This window comes from Parapusillimonas granuli (assembly GCF_013416525.1).
GTDB classification, from domain to species: domain Bacteria; phylum Pseudomonadota; class Gammaproteobacteria; order Burkholderiales; family Burkholderiaceae_B; genus Parapusillimonas; species Parapusillimonas granuli.
In genome coordinates this window covers 273,528-291,782 of record NZ_JACCEM010000005.1, presented here as the reverse complement: position 1 = coordinate 291,782, position 18,255 = coordinate 273,528, and the positions used below count along the sequence as shown (strand labels likewise).

At 65.5% G+C, this 18,255-nt stretch carries 21 protein-coding genes and 1 riboswitch; of the genes, 12 read left to right on the top strand and 9 right to left on the bottom strand.

Annotated elements, in window-relative coordinates:
* Nucleotides 1–11 precede the first annotated feature (11 nt).
* The 3 genes from ahcY to metK all read right to left on the bottom strand — a co-directional run bounded on the left by ahcY (nt 12) and on the right by metK (nt 3,007).
* On the bottom strand, nt 12–1,430 hold the full coding sequence (gene ahcY, locus H0A72_RS11270) for an adenosylhomocysteinase (RefSeq protein ID WP_180155274.1): 1,419 nt from the start codon (nt 1,428–1,430) through the stop codon (nt 12–14).
* A 70-nt stretch (nt 1,431–1,500) separates the two neighbouring features.
* A riboswitch (S-adenosyl-L-homocysteine riboswitch) is annotated at nt 1,501–1,586 on the bottom strand.
* A 34-nt stretch (nt 1,587–1,620) separates the two neighbouring features.
* On the bottom strand, nt 1,621–1,842 hold the full coding sequence (locus H0A72_RS11265; protein ID WP_180155272.1) for a DUF1289 domain-containing protein: 222 nt from the start codon (nt 1,840–1,842) through the stop codon (nt 1,621–1,623).
* A 1-nt stretch (nt 1,843) separates the two neighbouring features.
* Nucleotides 1,844–3,007 carry a methionine adenosyltransferase gene (gene metK / locus H0A72_RS11260; protein WP_180155548.1) on the bottom strand — a complete coding sequence of 388 codons (1,164 nt, stop codon included), beginning with the start codon at nt 3,005–3,007 and terminating at the stop codon, nt 1,844–1,846.
* Nucleotides 3,008–3,252: 245 nt separating this feature from the next.
* Here metK and H0A72_RS11255 point away from each other — a divergent pair, with 245 nt between their 5' ends.
* Genes H0A72_RS11255 through xerC form a run of 5 tightly spaced genes read left to right on the top strand, consistent with a single transcriptional unit; the run spans nt 3,253 to nt 7,588 of the window.
* Nucleotides 3,253–4,107: a lysophospholipid acyltransferase family protein gene (locus H0A72_RS11255; RefSeq protein WP_180155270.1), complete on the top strand. Its 855-nt coding sequence runs from the start codon at nt 3,253–3,255 to the stop codon at nt 4,105–4,107.
* On the top strand, nt 4,104–4,994 hold the full coding sequence (locus H0A72_RS11250) for a lysophospholipid acyltransferase family protein (RefSeq protein ID WP_180155268.1): 891 nt from the start codon (nt 4,104–4,106) through the stop codon (nt 4,992–4,994). The genes H0A72_RS11255 and H0A72_RS11250 overlap by 4 nt, the downstream gene beginning before the upstream one ends.
* 49 nt (nt 4,995–5,043) lie before the next feature.
* Nucleotides 5,044–5,937: a diaminopimelate epimerase gene (dapF, locus tag H0A72_RS11245; RefSeq protein ID WP_180155546.1), complete on the top strand. Its 894-nt coding sequence runs from the start codon at nt 5,044–5,046 to the stop codon at nt 5,935–5,937.
* Complete coding sequence (locus H0A72_RS11240; protein WP_180155266.1) at nt 5,934–6,623, top strand: DUF484 family protein; 690 nt, start codon at nt 5,934–5,936, stop codon at nt 6,621–6,623. The genes dapF and H0A72_RS11240 overlap by 4 nt, the downstream gene beginning before the upstream one ends.
* Entirely contained in the window at nt 6,614–7,588 is a 975-nt protein-coding gene (gene xerC, locus H0A72_RS11235) for a tyrosine recombinase XerC (RefSeq protein ID WP_246436953.1), read from the top strand. The genes H0A72_RS11240 and xerC overlap by 10 nt, the downstream gene beginning before the upstream one ends.
* A gap of 75 nt (nt 7,589–7,663) precedes the next feature.
* Here the strand turns inward: xerC and H0A72_RS11230 are convergent, their stop codons facing one another.
* The 3 genes from H0A72_RS11230 to H0A72_RS11220 are packed head-to-tail and all read right to left on the bottom strand — an operon-like array spanning nt 7,664 to nt 10,349.
* On the bottom strand, nt 7,664–8,725 hold the full coding sequence (locus tag H0A72_RS11230; RefSeq protein ID WP_180155262.1) for a metal ABC transporter solute-binding protein, Zn/Mn family: 1,062 nt from the start codon (nt 8,723–8,725) through the stop codon (nt 7,664–7,666).
* Nucleotides 8,725–9,576: a metal ABC transporter permease gene (locus tag H0A72_RS11225; protein WP_180155544.1), complete on the bottom strand. Its 852-nt coding sequence runs from the start codon at nt 9,574–9,576 to the stop codon at nt 8,725–8,727. The genes H0A72_RS11230 and H0A72_RS11225 overlap by 1 nt, the downstream gene beginning before the upstream one ends.
* A gap of 47 nt (nt 9,577–9,623) precedes the next feature.
* Nucleotides 9,624–10,349: a metal ABC transporter ATP-binding protein gene (locus H0A72_RS11220; RefSeq protein ID WP_180155260.1), complete on the bottom strand. Its 726-nt coding sequence runs from the start codon at nt 10,347–10,349 to the stop codon at nt 9,624–9,626.
* 243 nt (nt 10,350–10,592) lie between these two features.
* Between H0A72_RS11220 and H0A72_RS11215 the strand changes: the two genes are divergently transcribed.
* From H0A72_RS11215 to hslU, 5 genes are all read left to right on the top strand, one after another.
* The gene (locus H0A72_RS11215; protein WP_180155258.1) at nt 10,593–11,057 is read left to right on the top strand and encodes a Fur family transcriptional regulator; all 465 of its coding nucleotides are present in this window, start codon (nt 10,593–10,595) and stop codon (nt 11,055–11,057) included.
* Nucleotides 11,058–11,152: 95 nt separating this feature from the next.
* Nucleotides 11,153–12,235: a CobW family GTP-binding protein gene (locus H0A72_RS11210; RefSeq protein ID WP_180155256.1), complete on the top strand. Its 1,083-nt coding sequence runs from the start codon at nt 11,153–11,155 to the stop codon at nt 12,233–12,235.
* A gap of 75 nt (nt 12,236–12,310) precedes the next feature.
* A complete protein-coding gene (gene dksA / locus H0A72_RS11205) occupies nt 12,311–12,754 on the top strand; it encodes an RNA polymerase-binding protein DksA (protein ID WP_180155254.1) in 444 nt (147 codons plus the stop codon).
* Between the two features lie 175 nt (nt 12,755–12,929).
* Nucleotides 12,930–13,463, top strand: a complete 534-nt coding sequence (hslV, locus tag H0A72_RS11200; RefSeq protein WP_180155252.1) for an ATP-dependent protease subunit HslV — start codon at nt 12,930–12,932, stop codon at nt 13,461–13,463.
* A 16-nt stretch (nt 13,464–13,479) separates the two neighbouring features.
* Entirely contained in the window at nt 13,480–14,811 is a 1,332-nt protein-coding gene (hslU, locus tag H0A72_RS11195; protein WP_180155250.1) for an ATP-dependent protease ATPase subunit HslU, read from the top strand.
* A gap of 54 nt (nt 14,812–14,865) precedes the next feature.
* Here hslU and H0A72_RS11190 read toward each other — a convergent pair whose 3' ends face one another.
* The gene (locus tag H0A72_RS11190) at nt 14,866–15,168 is read right to left on the bottom strand and encodes a copper-binding protein (RefSeq protein ID WP_180155248.1); all 303 of its coding nucleotides are present in this window, start codon (nt 15,166–15,168) and stop codon (nt 14,866–14,868) included.
* A gap of 40 nt (nt 15,169–15,208) precedes the next feature.
* Between H0A72_RS11190 and H0A72_RS11185 the strand changes: the two genes are divergently transcribed.
* Complete coding sequence (locus H0A72_RS11185; protein WP_425502514.1) at nt 15,209–15,724, top strand: GNAT family N-acetyltransferase; 516 nt, start codon at nt 15,209–15,211, stop codon at nt 15,722–15,724.
* An 18-nt stretch (nt 15,725–15,742) separates the two neighbouring features.
* Entirely contained in the window at nt 15,743–16,273 is a 531-nt protein-coding gene (locus tag H0A72_RS11180) for a cob(I)yrinic acid a,c-diamide adenosyltransferase (protein ID WP_180155246.1), read from the top strand.
* Between the two features lie 55 nt (nt 16,274–16,328).
* Here the strand turns inward: H0A72_RS11180 and H0A72_RS11175 are convergent, their stop codons facing one another.
* A complete protein-coding gene (locus tag H0A72_RS11175; protein WP_180155244.1) occupies nt 16,329–16,853 on the bottom strand; it encodes a carboxymuconolactone decarboxylase family protein in 525 nt (174 codons plus the stop codon).
* 22 nt (nt 16,854–16,875) lie between these two features.
* Nucleotides 16,876–18,201, bottom strand: a complete 1,326-nt coding sequence (locus tag H0A72_RS11170) for an aspartate aminotransferase family protein (RefSeq protein ID WP_180155242.1) — start codon at nt 18,199–18,201, stop codon at nt 16,876–16,878.
* Nucleotides 18,202–18,255 lie beyond the last annotated feature (54 nt).

The window sequence follows — 18,255 nt, the reverse complement described above, 5'->3', positions numbered from 1 at the left end:
TTTGTTTGAGCTTAGTAGCGATAATGGTCGGGCTTGTAGGGGCCCGCGACCGGAACGTTGATGTAGTCGGCCTGCGCCTGGCTCAGGGTGGTCAGTTGCGCGCCCAGCTTCTTCAGATGCAGGCGGGCCACTTTTTCGTCCAGATGCTTGGGCAGCACATAGACCTGGCCTTTTTCATAGGCGTCGCCGCGGGTGAAGAGCTCGATCTGGGCGATGGTCTGGTTGGTGAAGGACGCCGACATCACGAAGGAAGGATGGCCGGTGGCGCAGCCCAGGTTCACGAGCCGGCCCTTGGCCAGCAGGATGATGCGCTTGCCGTCGGGGAAGATCACGTGATCGACCTGCGGCTTGATCTCTTCCCAGGGCAGGTCCTCGATGGCCGCGACGTCTATTTCGTTGTCGAAGTGGCCGATGTTGCAGACGATGGCCTGGTCTTTCATGCGCTCCATGTGTTCGCGCGTGATGACGTGGTAATTGCCGGTGGCGGTCACGAAGATGTCGGCCTTGTCGGCGGCTTCATCGAGGGTCACGACCCTGTAGCCTTCCATGGAGGCCTGCAGGGCGCAGATGGGGTCGATTTCGGTGACCCACACCTGGGCGCGCAAGGCGGCCAGCGCCTGGGCGCAGCCTTTGCCCACGTCGCCGAAGCCGCAGACCACGGCGATCTTGCCGGCGACCATGACGTCGGTCGCGCGCTTGATACCGTCGACCAGGGACTCGCGGCAGCCGTACAGGTTGTCGAACTTGGACTTGGTGACCGAATCGTTGACATTGATGGCGGGGAAGGCGAGCTCGCCTTTCTTCGACATCTGATACAGGCGGTGCACGCCGGTGGTGGTTTCTTCGGTTACGCCGCGGACGGCCGCCAGGCGTTCGGAATACCACTTGGGATCGGCGGCGAGCCTGGCCTTGATGGCGGCGAACAGAATGCGCTCTTCTTCGCTGCCGGGATTGGCCAGCACGGAAATATCGGACTCGGCCTTCGCGCCCAGATGCAGCAGCAGCGTGGCGTCGCCGCCGTCGTCCAGGATCATGTTGGCATGGTTGCCATTGGGCCATTCGAAGATTTCATGGGTGTACCGCCAATAGTCTTCAAGCGTTTCGCCCTTGACGGCGAAAACGGGCGTGCCGCCGGCGGCGATGGCGGCGGCGGCATGGTCCTGGGTGGAGAAAATGTTGCACGACGCCCAGCGCACGTCGGCGCCCAGCGCCTTCAGGGTCTCGATGAGCACCGCGGTCTGGATGGTCATGTGCAGGCTGCCGGCGATGCGGGCGCCCTTTAGCGGCTGGCTGGCGGCGAATTCCTCGCGGGTCGCCATGAGGCCGGGCATTTCGGTCTCGGCGATGGCGATTTCCCGGCGGCCCCATTCGGCCAGGGCGATATCGGCGATCTTGTAGTCGGTGACGGTGGCTTCAGCAACAGTATTCATGGTGGTATTCCAATAAACCTGTAGCAGCCGAAGCGCCTTTGCAACGTGAGCTCATCTTCGCCTGTACAGGGAACGATGAGCGCCGTTGGGTGAAGAAGGCTTCCCGAGCCTAGCGGTGGATCATGGATCGACACCGTTGCAGCGCTCCTCGGGAAGCCTGGATTGTAGCATGGGGACAGGCGCCGGCGCCCTACCCTTTTCGCTTCGGATACCCCTGGGCGGTGATGCGTTCCCAGATCTCGCGCTTTTCGTCGTCGTCCAGGAGCACCCAATTGGCGACCTCCATGGCCGTGCGCCCGCAACCCCGGCAGACATCGTCGTACAGAGTGGAACACACCGCCACACAAGGCGAATCGCTGGGATTCAGGCTGCGCGCGTCGTCGCGCTCGCGTTTCGCCTCGCGCTCTTCCATGTCAGGCCGCCTGCTTCAGCGCCAGCGCCTTGTCGGTGGCTTCCCAGCTGAATTCCGGCTCGCTGCGGCCGAAGTGCCCGTAAGCGGCGGTCTTGGCGTAGATGGGGCGCAGGAGATCCAGCATGTTGATGATGCCCTTCGGACGCAGGTCGAAGTGCTCGCGCACCAGGCGGGCGATCTGCTCGTCGGGGATCACGCCGGTGCCTTCCGTGTAGACGGTGATGTTGATGGGGTCGGCCACGCCGATGGCGTAGCTGACCTGCACCTGGCATTGGCGCGCCAGCCCCGCCGCAACCACGTTCTTGGCCACATAGCGCGCCGCGTAGGCCGCCGAGCGGTCCACCTTGGAGGGATCCTTGCCCGAGAACGCGCCGCCGCCGTGCGGGCATGCGCCGCCATAGGTGTCGACGATGATCTTGCGGCCCGTCAGCCCGCAATCGCCCTGCGGCCCGCCGATGACGAAGATGCCGGTGGGGTTGATCAGGAACTTGGTCCTGGGCGTCAGCAGGCCGTCGGGGAAACTGGGCTTGATGATTTCCTCGATGACGGCTTCGCGGATGTCGGACTGGGAGATGTCGGGCGCGTGCTGCGTGGACAGCACCACGGTGTCGACCTCCGCCGGCTTGCCGTTGATGTAGCGGAAGGTGACCTGCGACTTGGCGTCCGGGCGCAGCCACGGCAGGCGGCCGTCTTTGCGCAATTCGCTCTGGCGCTGCACCAGGCGGTGCGCATACCAGATGGGCGCCGGCATGAGGTCCGGGGTTTCATCGCAGGCATAGCCGAACATCAGCCCCTGGTCGCCCGCGCCCTGGTTCAGGATTTCGTCTTCGCTGCGATCGACGCCCTGGGCGATGTCGGGCGATTGCTTGTCGTAGGCGACCAGCACCGCGCAGCCCTTGTAGTCGATGCCGTATTCGGTGTTGTCGTAGCCGATGCGCTTGATGGTGTCGCGCGCGACCTGGATGTAGTCGACGTTGGCGGTGGTGGTGATTTCACCGGCCAGGATGACCAGGCCGGTATTGCACAGGGTTTCGGCCGCCACGCGGGCGTTCGGGTCCTGGGTGAAGATGGCGTCGAGGATGGAATCGGAGATTTGGTCGGCGACCTTGTCGGGATGGCCTTCGGAGACGGATTCGGAAGTGAAAAGAAAATCGTTGTTTGCCACGGCGATGCGTCCTTGTGTTGCCGGCTGCCCGGCCTGGAGGTTGAACGAAACGCGTTGCACCTCGGACACCTGCGTAGCAGTGGAAATCGGGCGCGACGCTTTAGCGGATTAGTTGCACGCCGCCCGCAGGCAGCGCTGTATCGCCCCGCAAGTTGTCGGTTAACTCAGCGATAAACGCCATTTTAAGCGAAAATAGGCCCGGACACTATTTACGCCATCTCCTGTAAGGGTTATTTCCGCCGTCTATGTTCCGGGCTTTGTTTCATTTGCTGGCCTCGCTGCCACTTCCTGTCCTGCACAGGATCGGACGCCTCGCCGGCATGCTCGTCTATGCCTGGCCCGGCCGTTATCGCAGGCGCCTGCGGCAGAACGCCCGGCAGGCCGGCTATGCCGACCCGTCGTTCGCGCGGCGGGCGGCGGCGGAAACCGGCGCGATGATCCTGGAAACGCCGCGCATCTGGCTGCATACGCAACAATGCCTGGCCATCACCGACGACGGCAACGACGAAGTGGTGCGCCAGGCCATGGCCGAAGGCCGGAGCATCCTGTACTTGACGCCGCACCTGGGCTGCTTCGAGATCACCGCCCGCAACGCGACGCAGTACGGGCCGCTCACCGTCATGTACCGCCCGCCCCGGCAGGCGTTTCTGGAACCCATCATGCGGCATGCGCGCGACATGCCCGGTCTCAGGGCCGTCCCCGCCTCGCTCCAGGGCGTGCGCGAGTTCGTGCGCGCCCTGAAACGCGGCGAAGCGGTGGGCATGCTGCCCGATCAGGTCCCGGGCGCCGGCGACGGCGTCTGGGCGCCGTTCTTCGGCAAGCAGGCCTACACCATGACCCTGGCGGGCAAGCTCGCGCTGCAGACCGGCGTGGCGGTCATCCTGACGGCCGGCGAGCGGCTGCCCGGCGGCAAAGGCTGGCGCATGCACTATCTGCGGCTGCCGGAACCCCTGCCGGCCGATCCGCAGGCCTTGGCGGCCGCCATCAACGGCGCCATGGAAACGCTCATCCGCCGCTTTCCGCAGCAATACCTGTGGAGCTACAACCGCTACAAGATTCCCAAAGAGGCGCCGCCGCGCCCCGCCGATCCGCTCCAATGAAATTCAACAAGCTTTCCCTGCTGCGCGGGGTATTTTCCTACTTCGGCCGCAGTTCCTATGCCACGCGGCGGCGCTGGGCGCGCGCGCTGGGCTGGCTGGCGCCCGGGCTGATGCGCTCCAGGGCGCACATCGTGCGCACCAATCTCGCGCTGTGCTTTCCCGAAAGATCCCCCCAGGACCGCGAAATCTGGCTCAGGCGCCACTTCCAGCTGCTCGCCCAATCCGTCGTCGACCGCGGCCTGCTGTGGTTCGGCGCCCCGTCCACCATCCTCGACACCACTCCCATCACCGGGCTGGAGCATCTGGACGAACTGATCAAGTCCAGGCGCCGGATCCTGATGCTCGCGCCGCACTTCATCGGGCTGGACGCCGCCGCCACCAGGCTGACGCTGTTCCTGCGCGAATCGGCCACCATGTACACGCGCCAAAGCGATGCCGACGTGGACGAGATCGTCCGCCAGGGCCGCGGCCGCTTCAATACCGTGCACCTGATCAGCCGCCACGACGGCGTCCGGGGGCTCATCCGCCACCTGCGCAACGGCGTGCCCACGTATTACCTGCCGGACATGGATTTCGGCACGACCGGGGCCGCCTTCCTGCCGTTCTTCGGCGTGCAGGCCGCCACCCTGCTGGCCACCGCCCAGATCGCGAAAAGCGTCGATGCGGCCGTCGTGCCCATCGTGTCTCGGCTGGACCTGGCCACCGGCAAGTATCATGTCCAGGTCCTGCCGCCGCTGGACGACTTTCCCGGCGATGACACGCCCGAGGCGGCCACGGCGCGCCTGAACCGGCTCATCGAAGACTGGGTGCGCCGCGACCCGCCCCAATACTACTGGGTGCATCGGCGCTTCAAGACCCGACCGGAAGGCGAAGCCCGCATCTACTGAGGCCGCGACACCGCAGTCAAACCCTATGAATCGGGGCATAATCACTCCCATGATCTGGAACTTCGTAAAAATGCATGGCGCGGGCAATGATTTCGTCGTCCTTGACGGCGTCCGCCAAGCCATAGAAATGACGCCCGAACGGGCGCGCGCGCTCGCGCACCGGCACTTCGGCATCGGCGCCGACCAAATCCTGCTCGTCGAGGCCCCGCATCATCCCGAGGCCGACTTCCGCTACCGCATCTTCAACGCCGACGGCGGCGAAGTCGAGCACTGCGGCAATGGCGCACGCTGTTTCGTGCGCTTCGTGCACGAACAAGGCCTGTCGCGCCGCAACCCCTTGCGCGCCGAAATCCGCACCGGCCTGATCACCCTGGACAACACCCCCGAGGCCGGGGTCTCGGTCGAAATGGGCCAGACCCGCTTCGGCCCCGACGACGTCGGCTTCGACACCACGGGCCTGCAATCGCAGGCCTGCGGCGAAGACACCCTGTGGGTGCTGCCCCTGCCCGGGCAAGCCGACGCCCTGCTGTCCCTGGTGGCCATCTCCAACCCCCATGCCGTCCAGCTGGTGGATGACGTGGACCGCCACCCGGTGGAACAGGCGGGCCCGCTGATCGAGTCGCATCCGCGCTTCAGGCAGCGCGTCAACGCGGGGTTCATGCAAGTGGTCGACCGGCACACCATACGTTTGCGCGTCTACGAGCGCGGCGCCGGGGAAACCCTGGCTTGCGGCACGGGCGCCTGCGCCGCCGCCGTCGCCGGCATACGGCGCGGCCTGCTCGACAGCCCCGTGCGGGTGCATACGCGCGGCGGGCCGCTGACGGTAGCCTGGGACGGCCGGGCGCTGCGCATGAGCGGCCCCGCCACCACCGTCTATTCCGGCCAGGTCGACATCGACCGGCTCGTTCAACAGTTTCCTTCCAAGGACCTTACGCCACCATGACCGCAGAGAGCCTCTCCGCCGACACGATCGCGCGCTATCTTCAAGAGCATCCTTCCTTCTTCCAGGATCATGCCGAGCTCTTCGCCAACCTGCGTGTCCCCCATCCCAATGAAACCCGCGCCATATCGCTGGGCGAGCGCCAGATCCTCACCCTGCGCGCCCGGGTCAAGGACCTGGAATGGAAGCTCTCCGGCCTGGCGCACAACGCCAGCGGCAACGAGCGCACCAGCAAGACGCTCACCAGCTGGTGCTGCCGCATGCTGGCCGAAGACGATGCCGCCGCCCTGCCGCGCCACATCGTCGACAGCCTGCGCGAGCTTTTCGACCTGCCCGGCGTCGCCCTGCGCGTATGGGACCTGCCCGGGCTGGGCGCCGGCAGCCCGCACCTCCGGGACGTCACCCCGTCCGTGCGCGACTACGCGCGCGAATTGCCCCGGCCCTATTGCGGCCCCTACAAAGACCAGGAAGCGGCGGGCTGGCTGGGCGAACGGCCGGCGTCGCTGGCCGTCATCCCCCTGGCGCCGGCCAAGGGCGCGCCGCCCATCGGGCTGCTGGTCCTGGGCTCGAACGACCCCGAACGGTTCGCCCCCGACATGGGCACCGCCTTCCTGGAGATCATCGGCGAACTGGCCGGCGCCGGCCTGTCGCGCCTGCAGGGCCGCGCCGCCGGCGGCGACTGCGCATAGGGCCCGCCGCCATGCATGCGCTGCCGCCGCCCATGGAGCAATGGCTGGCCCATCTCCAGGCCCATCGGCGCTATTCCCCGCATACCCTGGCGGGGTACCGCCAGGACCTCCACCACCTGGCGCAGTGCCATCCCGGGCTGGCGCTGGAACGCTACGCCGAAAGCCACATACGCCAGGCCATCGCGCGGCTCCACGGCCAGGGGCTGCAGCCCCGCAGCCTGGCCCGGGCGCTGGCGGCATGGCGCGGGTTCTTCCAATGGTGGGCGCCGGCCGCCGGCCTGGACGCCAATCCGGCGGCCGGCATCCGCGCGCCCAAAGCGCCGCGCAGCCTGCCCAAGGCACTCTCCGTGGACCAGGCGCAGGCGCTGCTGGACCACCCCGGCCTGCCCCCGCCCTCCACGCCGATAGACTGCCGCGACCAGGCGATGTTCGAAGTGCTCTATTCCAGCGGATTGCGGCTGGCCGAACTCATCAGCCTGGATTGGCGATACACGCGCCAGGACGGCTACGAGTCCGTCAGCTGGCTGCAACTGGATGAAAAAGAAGCCGTGGTGCGCGGCAAAGGCGGCAAGTCGCGCGCCGTGCCGCTAGGCGGCAAGGCGATCGAAGCGCTGCAACGCTGGCTGCCCTTGCGCACCGGCTTGCTGCACGCCGACGCCGGCCCCGGCGACGGCGCCGCCCTGTTCCTGGGCGCGCGCGGCAAGCGCATATCGCCGCGCGTCGTGCAGCTGCAGCTGGAACGCCTGGCCGCCAGGATCGGGCTGCCGGTGCATGCGCACCCGCACGCGCTGCGCCACAGCTTCGCCAGCCACATGCTGCAATCCGCCCAGGACCTGCGCGCCGTCCAGGAAATGCTGGGCCACGCCAACATTTCCACGACCCAGATCTACACCCGCCTGGACTTCCAGCACCTGGCCAAGGTCTATGACCAGGCCCACCCCAGGGCCGGCCGGCGCCGCGGCTGAACCGCCGGGCGCGGTGGTCGATCAACAAGCCGCGCGGAAACCGAACAACGGGCGCGGCGGCCCGCCCAACCCGCGCTAGCCGCCTCCCGGCTTGATGACATCCGACTTCAAGACATAAATGAGCTGCCCGGCATTCCAGGTGAACATGCCCAGATAGCTGGACGCCGGCTGGTCCGCCTTCGCCAGCGCGTCGGAATAAAGCGTGCCGCCCACCTTGGCGCCGGTTTCCCTGGCGATCTGCTCAACCAGCTTGGGGCTGGCCGCATTCTCGATGAACACCCCCGCGATGGACTCCCGCCTGACCCGGTCTATCAGCGCCGCCACCTCGCGCGCCGAAGGCTCCGCCTGATTCGATATGCCCGTCACCGCCAGGAACTGAATGCCGTAGGCGTCGGCGAAATAGCCGAAGGCGTCATGAGAACTGATCACCTTGCGCTTGTGCTTCGGCACATCGGACAGCGCAAGCTTGATCTCGGCGTCCAGCTTCTTCATTTTTTCGATGTACAGTCTCGCGCGGTTCTTGTAATACGCCCGGCGGGCCGGGTCCGCCGCGCCCAGGCCGTCGGCGATGTTGGCGGCATAGATCATGCCGTTGCTCAGGCTTTGCCAGGCATGCGGATCGACGTCTCCGTGCGCATGGCCGTGCCCGGGCGCTTCATCGTGATCCTCGTCATCGTGGTCCTCATCATGATCGTGCTCCGCATGGCCGGCGTGCTCCCGCGGGCCCTCGGTGCTCAGATGCCTGACCGGGACGCCCTTGCTCGCCAGCACCTGCAAGCCCTTGAAGCCGGCCGATTCGACCAGGCGCGGCAGCCATGGCTCGAAGTCCAGCCCGTTCAGCACCAGCACCTGCGCCTTGGCCAGCGCCTGCACGTTCTTGGGCGAGGGCTCGAACGTATGCGCATCGGCGTCGGGCCCGACGATGGTCGTCAGGGAAACGTGCTCGCCCCCGATCTCGCGCACCATGTCGCCCAGGATGGAAAAACTGGCCACGACCTTCAGCGGCGGCCCCGCCAGGCCCGCCGGCTGCGCGAGCGCGGATGCGGGCGCCAGCCCGGCGACGAAACCCGCCGCGATCGACGTGAGCGCGAGGCGGCGCAAAGGCCGGAAATCATGGAAAGCGCTGATGCGGGACATTATGAGTGCTCCAGGACCCGGGACAGGCGCCGCCGCCGCGCGCGAGCCTGCCTCGCCGCCTGCAACAACCCGCCGTGAGGCCCGATAAGTACCGAGACGAAATACAGGCATCCTGCCGAAAGAATGATGGCGGGTGAAGCCGGCACATTGGCGTAATACGAAAAAAGCAGGCCGGCGTAGGACGCCGCCGTGCCCAGCGCCGCGGCCAGCACCATCTGGCGCCCCGCCGTGCCCGTCCAGAATCTGGCGGCCGTGGCCGGCAGCATCATGATGCCCACCACCATCAGCGTGCCCAGCACCTGGAAGCCGGCCACCATCGTGGCCACCAGCAGCAGCAGGAACACCAGATGCACCAGCGAGGCGGAGGCGCCCTGGGCGCGCAGGAAAAGAGGATCCAGGCATTCCAGCACCAGCGGCCGGAAGATCAATGCGAGCGTCAGCAAGGCGATGCTCGCGACGGACGTCACCAGCAGCAGAGCCGCGTCGTCCAGCCCCAGCACCGTGCCGAACAGCACATGGATCAGGTCCATGTTGGAGCCGCGCAGCGACACCAGCAGCACGCCCAGGCCCAGCGAAACCAGGTAGAAGGCGGCGAAGCTGGCGTCCTCGCGCTGCGGCGTGAGCCGCGACACCGCCCCGGCCAGGGCGGCGACGAGCAGGCCGGTGATCATGCCGCCTATCGTCATGGCGCTCAGTGAAAGCCCCGCCGTCAGGAAACCGACCGCCACGCCCGGCAGAATGGCGTGGGCCATGGCGTCGCCCATCAGGCTCATGCGGCGAAGCACCAGGAACACGCCCAGAGGCCCGGCCGCGAAAGCCAATGCGAAGGACCCCGCCAGCGCCCGCCGCATGAATGCGTAGTCCAGGAAGGGCCCGACGAGCAGGTCGAATATCCAGCTCACAGAAAGTCTCCCGCGCACAGGTGGCGCGCCAGGTGCAGGTTCTCCGGCGTCAGGACGTCATCCGTCCGGCCCCAGGCGACCAGCTGGCCCGCCAGCAACAGGCACTGCGGAAAATGCCGGCGCACCAGATCCAGGTCGTGCAGGACCGCGACCACCGTGCGGCCCTCGTCATGCCAACGATGCAGCAAGGCCATCAAGTCCTCCGTGGTCGCCATGTCGACCGCGGCAAAGGGTTCGTCCAGCAGCAAGGTGTCGGCGTCATGCAGCATCAGGCGCGCGAACAGGGCGCGCTGCAGCTGCCCGCCCGACAAGGTGCCGATGATGCGGTGTCCGAAATCCGCGAGCCCGACGGCCTCCAGCGCCGACCGCACGCGCTCGTGCTCCTGGGCGCTGAAGCGCTTCCAGGCCCCCACGCGGCGCCAGGCGCCCATGGCCACGAGATCGTAGGTGGAGATTGGAAAACTGCGGTCGAGCTCGCCCAGCTGCGGCAGACAGGCGATATGCGAATCGGCCCGGCCCGACGTGCGGATCCGGCCGCGCAACGGGCTCACCAGGCCGGTGATGCCCTTGAGCAGCGTGGACTTCCCGGCGCCGTTGGGCCCCACGATGGCGGTCAGCGAACCGCGCTCGAAAGCGCCGCTGACGTCGCGCACGGCCACGCGGTCGCGCCACCCCAAGGAGACCTGGTCCAGCTCGATGACGGCCACGTCCCGCCCTACCATCCCATCGCCCATCCCGTGAGCGTCCACAACAGCGCGACCGCCGCCAGCACGCATGCCATGCGCCGCGTGCTGGAAGCCAGGAGGGCCGAACCGCGATACCGTCGGGAGGAAGTGGGAGGCAAAGAAAGCATGATTGCGTTAGGATCGAAGAAAAGCACGACTGCGCATGGACGCCGGCAAGCAGTGCCATGCGCCAATACGTTATGTTATAACATAACTTGAACGTTTTCCCGATCCCATACCATGCCTGCCAACCGTTCGACACAGCAAACCGCCCTGGCGGCCCAGCTGCGCACCGCCGAATCGCTGTGCATGCAGCGTGGCAAACGCCTTACCCCCATCCGCCGCAAGGTGCTGGAGATCCTGCTCCAGCAGCGCCGCAGCGTGAAGGCCTACGAACTGCTCGACCTCATCCGGGCGGTCCAGCCGGGCGCCGCGCCGCCCACGGTGTACCGCGCGCTCGACTTCCTGGTCGATGAAGGCCTGGTCCACCGGCTGGACGCCATCAACGCCTGGACCGCCTGCATGGACGCCGCCGGCGAGCCGCACGACCTGCTGGTGGTCTGCACGCAATGCGGCGCCGTGGCCGAACTGAGCGACCCGACCCTCAGCCGGCAGCTCGCCCATAAAGTCGCCCACGCCGGCTTCAAGCTGTCCGGCCACGAGACCGAATTGCGCGCGATCTGCGCCGATTGCCGGGCCCATTAACACTTTAGAAACATATGTTTGCGCTAAAACGCTTGCTGTGATGTAATCGCACGTTGAGTTTTTTTTTGCGCAGCGATTGCGCAGCGAGGCATGCAATGAAAGGCGCTGACGACCTGAATAAAATGGTACCCGTCACCATACTTACCGGTTTTCTGGGCGCGGGTAAAACGACCTTGCTCAAGCGTATTCTGACCGAATACCATGGGCGCCGAATTGCCGTCATCGAAAACGAGTTTGGGCCCGAAGGCATAGACAACGACCTTCTCGTGCAAGACAGCGAAGAAGAAATCGTCGAACTCAGCAACGGCTGCGTGTGCTGCACGGTGCGCGGCGACCTCATGCGCACCCTGAACGACCTGCGCACGCGCCGGCAGGCGGGCGACCTGAACTTCGAGCGGGTCATCATCGAGACCACCGGCATGGCCAACCCCGGCCCGGTCTGCCAGACCTTCTTCATGGACGACGAAATCGCCGACTACTACCGGCTCGACGCCGTCATCACGGTGGTCGATGCCAAGCACGGCATGGGCACGCTGGACAAGCAGGAAGAAGCGCAGAAGCAGGTGGGCTTCGCCGACAAGATCCTCATTTCCAAGAAAGACCTGGTCACCGAAGAAGAATACCAGGCCTTGCGATCGCGCCTGGTGCGCATCAATCCGCGCGCTTCGATCATGCCGGTGCATTTCGGCGAAGCCGATATCAAGCAGCTGCTGGACATCAGCGGCTTCAACCTGAACACCATTCTTGATATCGACCCCGAATTCCTGGCCGAAGAGCATCCCGACGCCGCTCACGATCATCATCACGGCCACGACCACGGCCATGAATGCGATGAGCACTGCGGCCACCATCACCACGACCATCATCACGCCCACCACGACGACCAGATCGGCGCTTTCGTCTTCCGTTCCAACAAGGCTTTCGACCCCGAGCGCCTGGAAGAATTCCTGGGCGGCATCGTCCAGGTGTACGGCCCCGATCTCATGCGTTACAAGGGCATCTTGTACTTGAAAGGAATCAACCGCCGCATGCTCTTCCAGGGCGTGCACATGATGATGGGCGCGGAACCCGGCAAGCCCTGGCTATCGGGTGAAAAGCCTAGTACCAAAATGGTGTTCATTGGCCGTAAACTTCCCCAGGAGATCTTCACCCGGGGGCTAGAACAATGCTTGGTCTGATCGCGAACCTCGCCGCCCGCCGCTGACGCGGACGGTACGGATTCCAGCACCAACACCACAAAAAGAGGACACATCATGGCAAGCAAATCCGCAGCCGTTAAGAACCAGGGTCAGTTGCTGACCGAAAAGGAACTGTTGGCAATGCCAGAGGCTGACTACATGAACCAGGCCCAGCTGGCGTTTTTCCGCAATCGCCTGAAGGAACTGGAACAGGAAATCCTCAACAACGCCGACGCCACGACCGAAAACCTGCGCGAAACCCAATTCGTGCCCGATCCGGCCGACCGCGCCACCATCGAAGAAGAGCACGCGCTGGAATTGCGCACCCGCGACCGCGAGCGCAAGCTGCTGAAGAAAGTCCAGCAAGCCATCTCGCGCATCGACTCCGGCGAATACGGCTGGTGCGAAGAAACCGGCGAACCCATCGGCATCGCGCGCCTGCTGGCGCGCCCCACGGCTACCCTGTCCCTGGAGGCCCAGGAACGCCGCGAAATGCGCCAGAAGCTCTACGGCGACTGACCGCCCCCCGGCCATGGCCTTTCCTAACCGGGGCCAGATCCTCTTGCGGGGTCTGGCCCCTTTTGCTTTTTGGGCAAGCATCCAGCGGGCCGGCCGCGTACGGGGCCAGGGCCCCGAAACCCCATCTTGAATCCGCTGATTCCATCCCCATATGGAATCTTCAAAGGAAGAATCCATGGAACAATTTCACGCCACCACCATTATTTGCGTACGCCGGGGCAATGAAGTCGCCCTGGGCGGCGACGGCCAGGTCACCCTGGGCAACATCGTCATCAAAGGCACCGCAAGAAAGATCCGGCGGCTGTACCAGGACAAGATCCTGGCGGGCTTCGCCGGCGCCACCGCCGACGCCTTCACCCTGCAGGAGCGCTTCGAGGCCAAGCTCGAGAAGCACCAGGGCAACCTCATGCGCGCCGCGGTCGAGCTCACCAAGGACTGGCGCACCGATCGCGTGCTGCGCCGCCTCGAAGCCATGCTGATCGTGGCCGACAAGGACCACACCCTGGTGCTGACCGGCAACGGCGACGTCCTCGAACCCGAGCACGGGCTGGCCGCCATCGGCTCGGGCGGCGCCTATGCCCAGTCGGCCGCGCTGGCCTTGCTGCAGAACACCGATCTGGCCCCGGCGGACATCGTGAAGAAGTCGCTGGAAATCGCCGGCGATCTGTGCATCTACACCAACCAGAACCACATCGTCGAAACGCTGTAACGAACACCAGATCATTATGTCCGCTACCAACATGACCCCCGGGGAAATCGTCTCCGAACTCGACAAGAACATCGTCGGCCAGAACCGCGCCAAGCGGTCGGTCGCGGTCGCCCTGCGCAATCGCTGGCGCCGCCAGCAAGTGCCCGAGCCGCTGCGCAACGAGATCGTCCCGAAGAACATACTCATGATCGGGCCCACCGGCGTGGGCAAGACCGAGATCGCGCGCCGGCTGGCCAAGCTGGCCAACGCGCCCTTCATCAAGATCGAGGCCACCAAGTTCACCGAAGTCGGCTACGTGGGCCGCGACGTCGACACCATCATCCGCGACCTGGTCGAAATCTCCGTCAAGCAAACGCGCGACCTCGAAATGCGCCGCGTCCGCACGCAGGCCGAAGACGCCGCCGAGGACCGCATCCTCGACGTGCTGATTTCCCCGCCCCGCAACGTGCACGGCGAACCCCAGCGCGAAGAGAACACCGCCCGCCAGACCTTCCGCAAGCGCCTGCGCGAAGGCAAGCTGGACGACATGCAGATCGAGATCGAGGTCGCCCAGATGGCGCCGCAGATGGAAATCATGGCTCCTCCGGGCATGGAGGAAATGACCGAACAGCTCAAGGGCATGTTCGCGGGCCTGGGCCGCGACAAGAAGAAGGTCAAGAAGATGTCGGTCAAGGAAGCCTTCAAGCTCCTCACCGAAGAAGAAGCCGCGCGCCGCGTCAATGAAGAAGACTTGCGCACGACGGCGGTCGCCAATGCCGAGCAGAACGGCATTGTCTTTCTCGACGAGATCGACAAGATCGCCACCCGGCAGGAACATGCGGGCGGCGACGTGTCCCGCCAGGGCGTCCAGCGCGATCTGCTGCCGCTGGTCGAAGGCACCACGGTCAACACGAAATACGGGGTGGTGCGCACCGACCATATTCTGTTCATCGCCTCCGGCGCTTTCCATCTGTCGCGGCCGTCGGACCTGATCCCGGAACTGCAGGGCCGTTTCCCGATACGGGTCGAGCTCGATTCGCTGACGGCGCAGGATTTCGTCCGCATTCTGCGCGAGACGGATTCGTCGCTGACCAAGCAATACAGCGCGCTGCTGGGCACGGAGGACGTCACGCTGAATTTCACCGACGAGGGCATACAGCGGCTGGCGGAACTGGCTTATGAGGTGAATGAGCGCACCGAGAACATCGGCGCGCGGCGGCTGTATACCGTGATGGAGAAGCTGCTGGAGGACTTGTCGTTCGACGCGACCGCGAGCAGCGGCCGGACGGTGACGATCGATGCGGCTTATGTCAACGACAAGCTGCAGGAGGCCGCCAGCAGCCAGGATCTGGCGCGCTATGTTTTGTAGGGTGCCGCCCGTCAGGCCGGCGAACGCGCCTCCGCCGGCCGAACACCGCCCCGGCTATTTCGAAATCGCCGTCACCACGTAACGCCCGCCGTCACGCCTGGCCTTGAAAGACACCTTGTCGCCCGGCTTGATGTCCGCCAGCAGCGCCGGATCCACGTGATAGACCAAGGTCATGGCCGGGAGGTCCAGCGCCGCGATGGCGCCGTGCTTGATCGTGATCTTGCCCGCCTGCGCGTCCACGCGGCGCACCTCGCCCGTCGCGCTGGCCTCCTGGGCCAGCGCCTGAACCGAATAGAACGAGCATGCCGCCAGCGCGGCCGCGGCCGCCGGCAGCAACACCCTGCTTCGCTTACCCATACGCTAAACTCCTGAAAGATACGTTTAAAGCATAACGCCAATCGAAGGAACACGTTTGAACGACGCAGCCTCCCCATACCAACTGCGGCCCGCGCGCATCGAAGACATTCCCCATATCCACCGGCTCATGCTCGACATGGCGGAGTTCGAGAACCTGACCGGCATTTTCAAGGCCACGCCCGACAGCCTGCGCCGGAGCCTGTTCGGCGAACAGCCCGCCGTCAACTGCCTGGTCGGCGCAAGCGCCGCCGATCCCGGCACACCCGTCGCCTACATCATGTGGTTCCACAATTACTCCAGCTTCCTCGACAAGCGCGGCCTTTATCTGGAAGACCTCTATGTCGATCCCGAACACCGCGGCAAAGGCCTGGGCGGGCTCGCCCTCCGGCATCTCGCCCGGCTCGCGGTGGAGCTCGATTGCGGGCGGTTCGAATGGTCGGTGCTCGACTGGAACAAGAACGCCATCGACTTCTACGAACACCTGGGCGCGCAGATATTGCCCGACTGGCGCATCGTGCGCGTCACCGGGGACGCCCTGAAAAAACTCGCCAACTAAACAGCCGAGGACACTCCAATGGCCACCAGACTTTCCGTCATCACCACTCGCGGCGGCGACCAGGGCACGACCGGCCTGGGCGACGGCACGCGCGTCGCCAAGAACACGCCCCGCATCGACGCCCTGGGCGACGTGGACGAACTGAACAGCGTCATCGGCCTGTGGCGCTGCGAAGACCTGCCCGAGGCCATCGACGCCTTGCTCGGCCGGATACAGAACGACTTGTTCGACCTGGGCGCGGAATTATGCATACCGGGCCATGTGGCGCTGAAGGAAGAGCACGTGCTGTTCCTGGAAGAGGCGCTGGCCCGCCACAATGCGGACCTGGGCAAGCTGCGCGAATTCATTCTTCCCGGCGGCACCCGCGCCGCGGCCATGGCGCACCTGGCGCGCACCGTATGCCGGCGCGCGGAGCGCACGGTGGTCGGCCTGGAAGCGAACCGGCCCGTCGTCCAGTACCTGAACCGCTTGTCCGACCTGTGCTTCGTCCTGGCCCGCGCGCTGAACAAGCATGCGGGCCGAGGCGACGTCTTGTGGCAAAGGGACTGAGCGGCCCTCTTCCGCACGCGGCCGAGCTAGGCCCGGCGCATGGCGCGCCGGCCGCTCAGCGTTCGTCGTGCGTATGGATCTGCAGCGCTTCCAGGAACCGCGACACCATGTTGTAGGTCGCGATGGTGGCCGTCAATTCGACCATCTCGCGCGCTGAAAAATACTGCTTCGCGCCGTCGAAGACCGCGTCCGGCACCTGCACGTGGCGCGTCATGGCGTCGGTGTAGGCAAGCACCGCGCGTTCTTTGTCGCTGAACAGCGCCGAGCCTTCCCACTCGCCCAATGCATCCAGCTGCGCCTGGCTCATGCCTTCCTTCAGGGCGATGGGCGCGTGCTGGTCGGCTTCGTACGGCGCGCCATTGAGTATGGCGATGCGCATGATGACCATTTCGCGGATGTCGCCCGCCAGCGAGCTGTGCTGGCGTATGCCCGTCAGGTGATTGAGCCAGCCGCGCGCCACGGGCGGACTTTGCAGCAGCATTTGGTACAGGTGCAGGACGCTGCCGCGCTCCGCGACGATTTGGTCGACCAGTGGGCTGACTTCGGGATGGGTCAGGTCGGCATAAGGCAAACGGGCCATGTGGGGATCCTACTATCAGGGTTCAGGCGGGCAGAATCTGCTGGACCGTGTCGACGAAACGCGCCACGATTTCGCTGATGTCCTGCGCGGTGCAGATGAAAGGCGGCGCGAGCAATACGTGGTCGCCCAGCACGCCGTCGATCGTACCGCCCATGGGGTACATCATCAAGCCGTTCTGCATGGCCTGCTTCTTGAGCCGGGCATGGGTCTTGAGCGCGGGATCGAGCGGCGACTTGGCGGCTTTGTCGCCTACGAATTCCACGCCCACGAACAGGCCGCGCCCGCGGACGTCGCCCACGTTGGGGTGCGCGGCCAGCGCGCTGCGCAACTCGCCGCGCAGCTGCTCGCCGCGCGCCAGCACGTTGGCGAGCAGGCCGTCTTGTTCGATGACGCGCTGGACCGCCAGTGCGGCGGCGCACGCCGTGGCATGGCCCATATAGGTGTGCCCGTGCTGGAAGAAGCCGCTGCCCGCCACGATGGCATCGTAGATGCGGCTGCTTGCGATCATCGCCCCAATCGGCTGATAGCCGGCGCCCAGGCCTTTGGCGATGGTGATGATGTCGGGCACGATGCCGTCTTCGGCGCAGGCGAACAGATGGCCGGTGCGGCCCATGCCGGACATGACCTCGTCCAGGATCAGCAAAACGCCATGCTGGTCGCAGACCCGGCGTATGCGCTGCAGATAGGTCTTGACTGGCGCCAGCGCCCCCGCGGTGGCGCCGACCACGGTTTCCGCCACGAACGCCGCGACGTTCTCGGGCCCGAGTTCGCGGATCTTCTGGTCCAGTTCCTGGGCCAGGCGCTCGGCGTATTGCTCTTCGGTTTCGCTGGGAAGCTGGTCGCGGTAGGCGTAGCAGGGCGACACATGATGCGCGGGCACCAGAATGGGCAGGAAGGGCTCGCGGCGCCACGCGTTGCCGCCGATGGCGAGCGCGCCCAGCGTATTGCCATGGTAGCTTTGCCGGCGCGCGATGAAATGGCGGCGCTGGGGCTGGCCGGCTTCGACGAAATACTGGCGGGCGAGCTTGAGCGCGGCTTCGACCGCTTCGGACCCGCCGGATACGAAATAGACATGGTCCAGGTCGCCGGGCGCGCGCTCCGCCAGGAAATCCGCCAGGTCTTCGCAGACCTGGGTGGTGAAGAAGGAGGAATGCGCGTACGCGACCTGGTCCAGCTGGTTCTTGATGGCCTGTATGACGGCCGGATGCCCATGCCCCAGGCAGGAAACGGCCGCCCCGCCGGATGCGTCGATATAGCCTTTGCCGTTCTGGTCGAACAGCCGGATGCCTTCGCCGCGCACGGCGAATTCCAGCTGCTGTTTGGGGTTGCGATGAAAAACGTGTGTCATGGCGCCTTAGCCCTAGATTTCAACAAATGTTGTATTAATCATATACCATGCAAC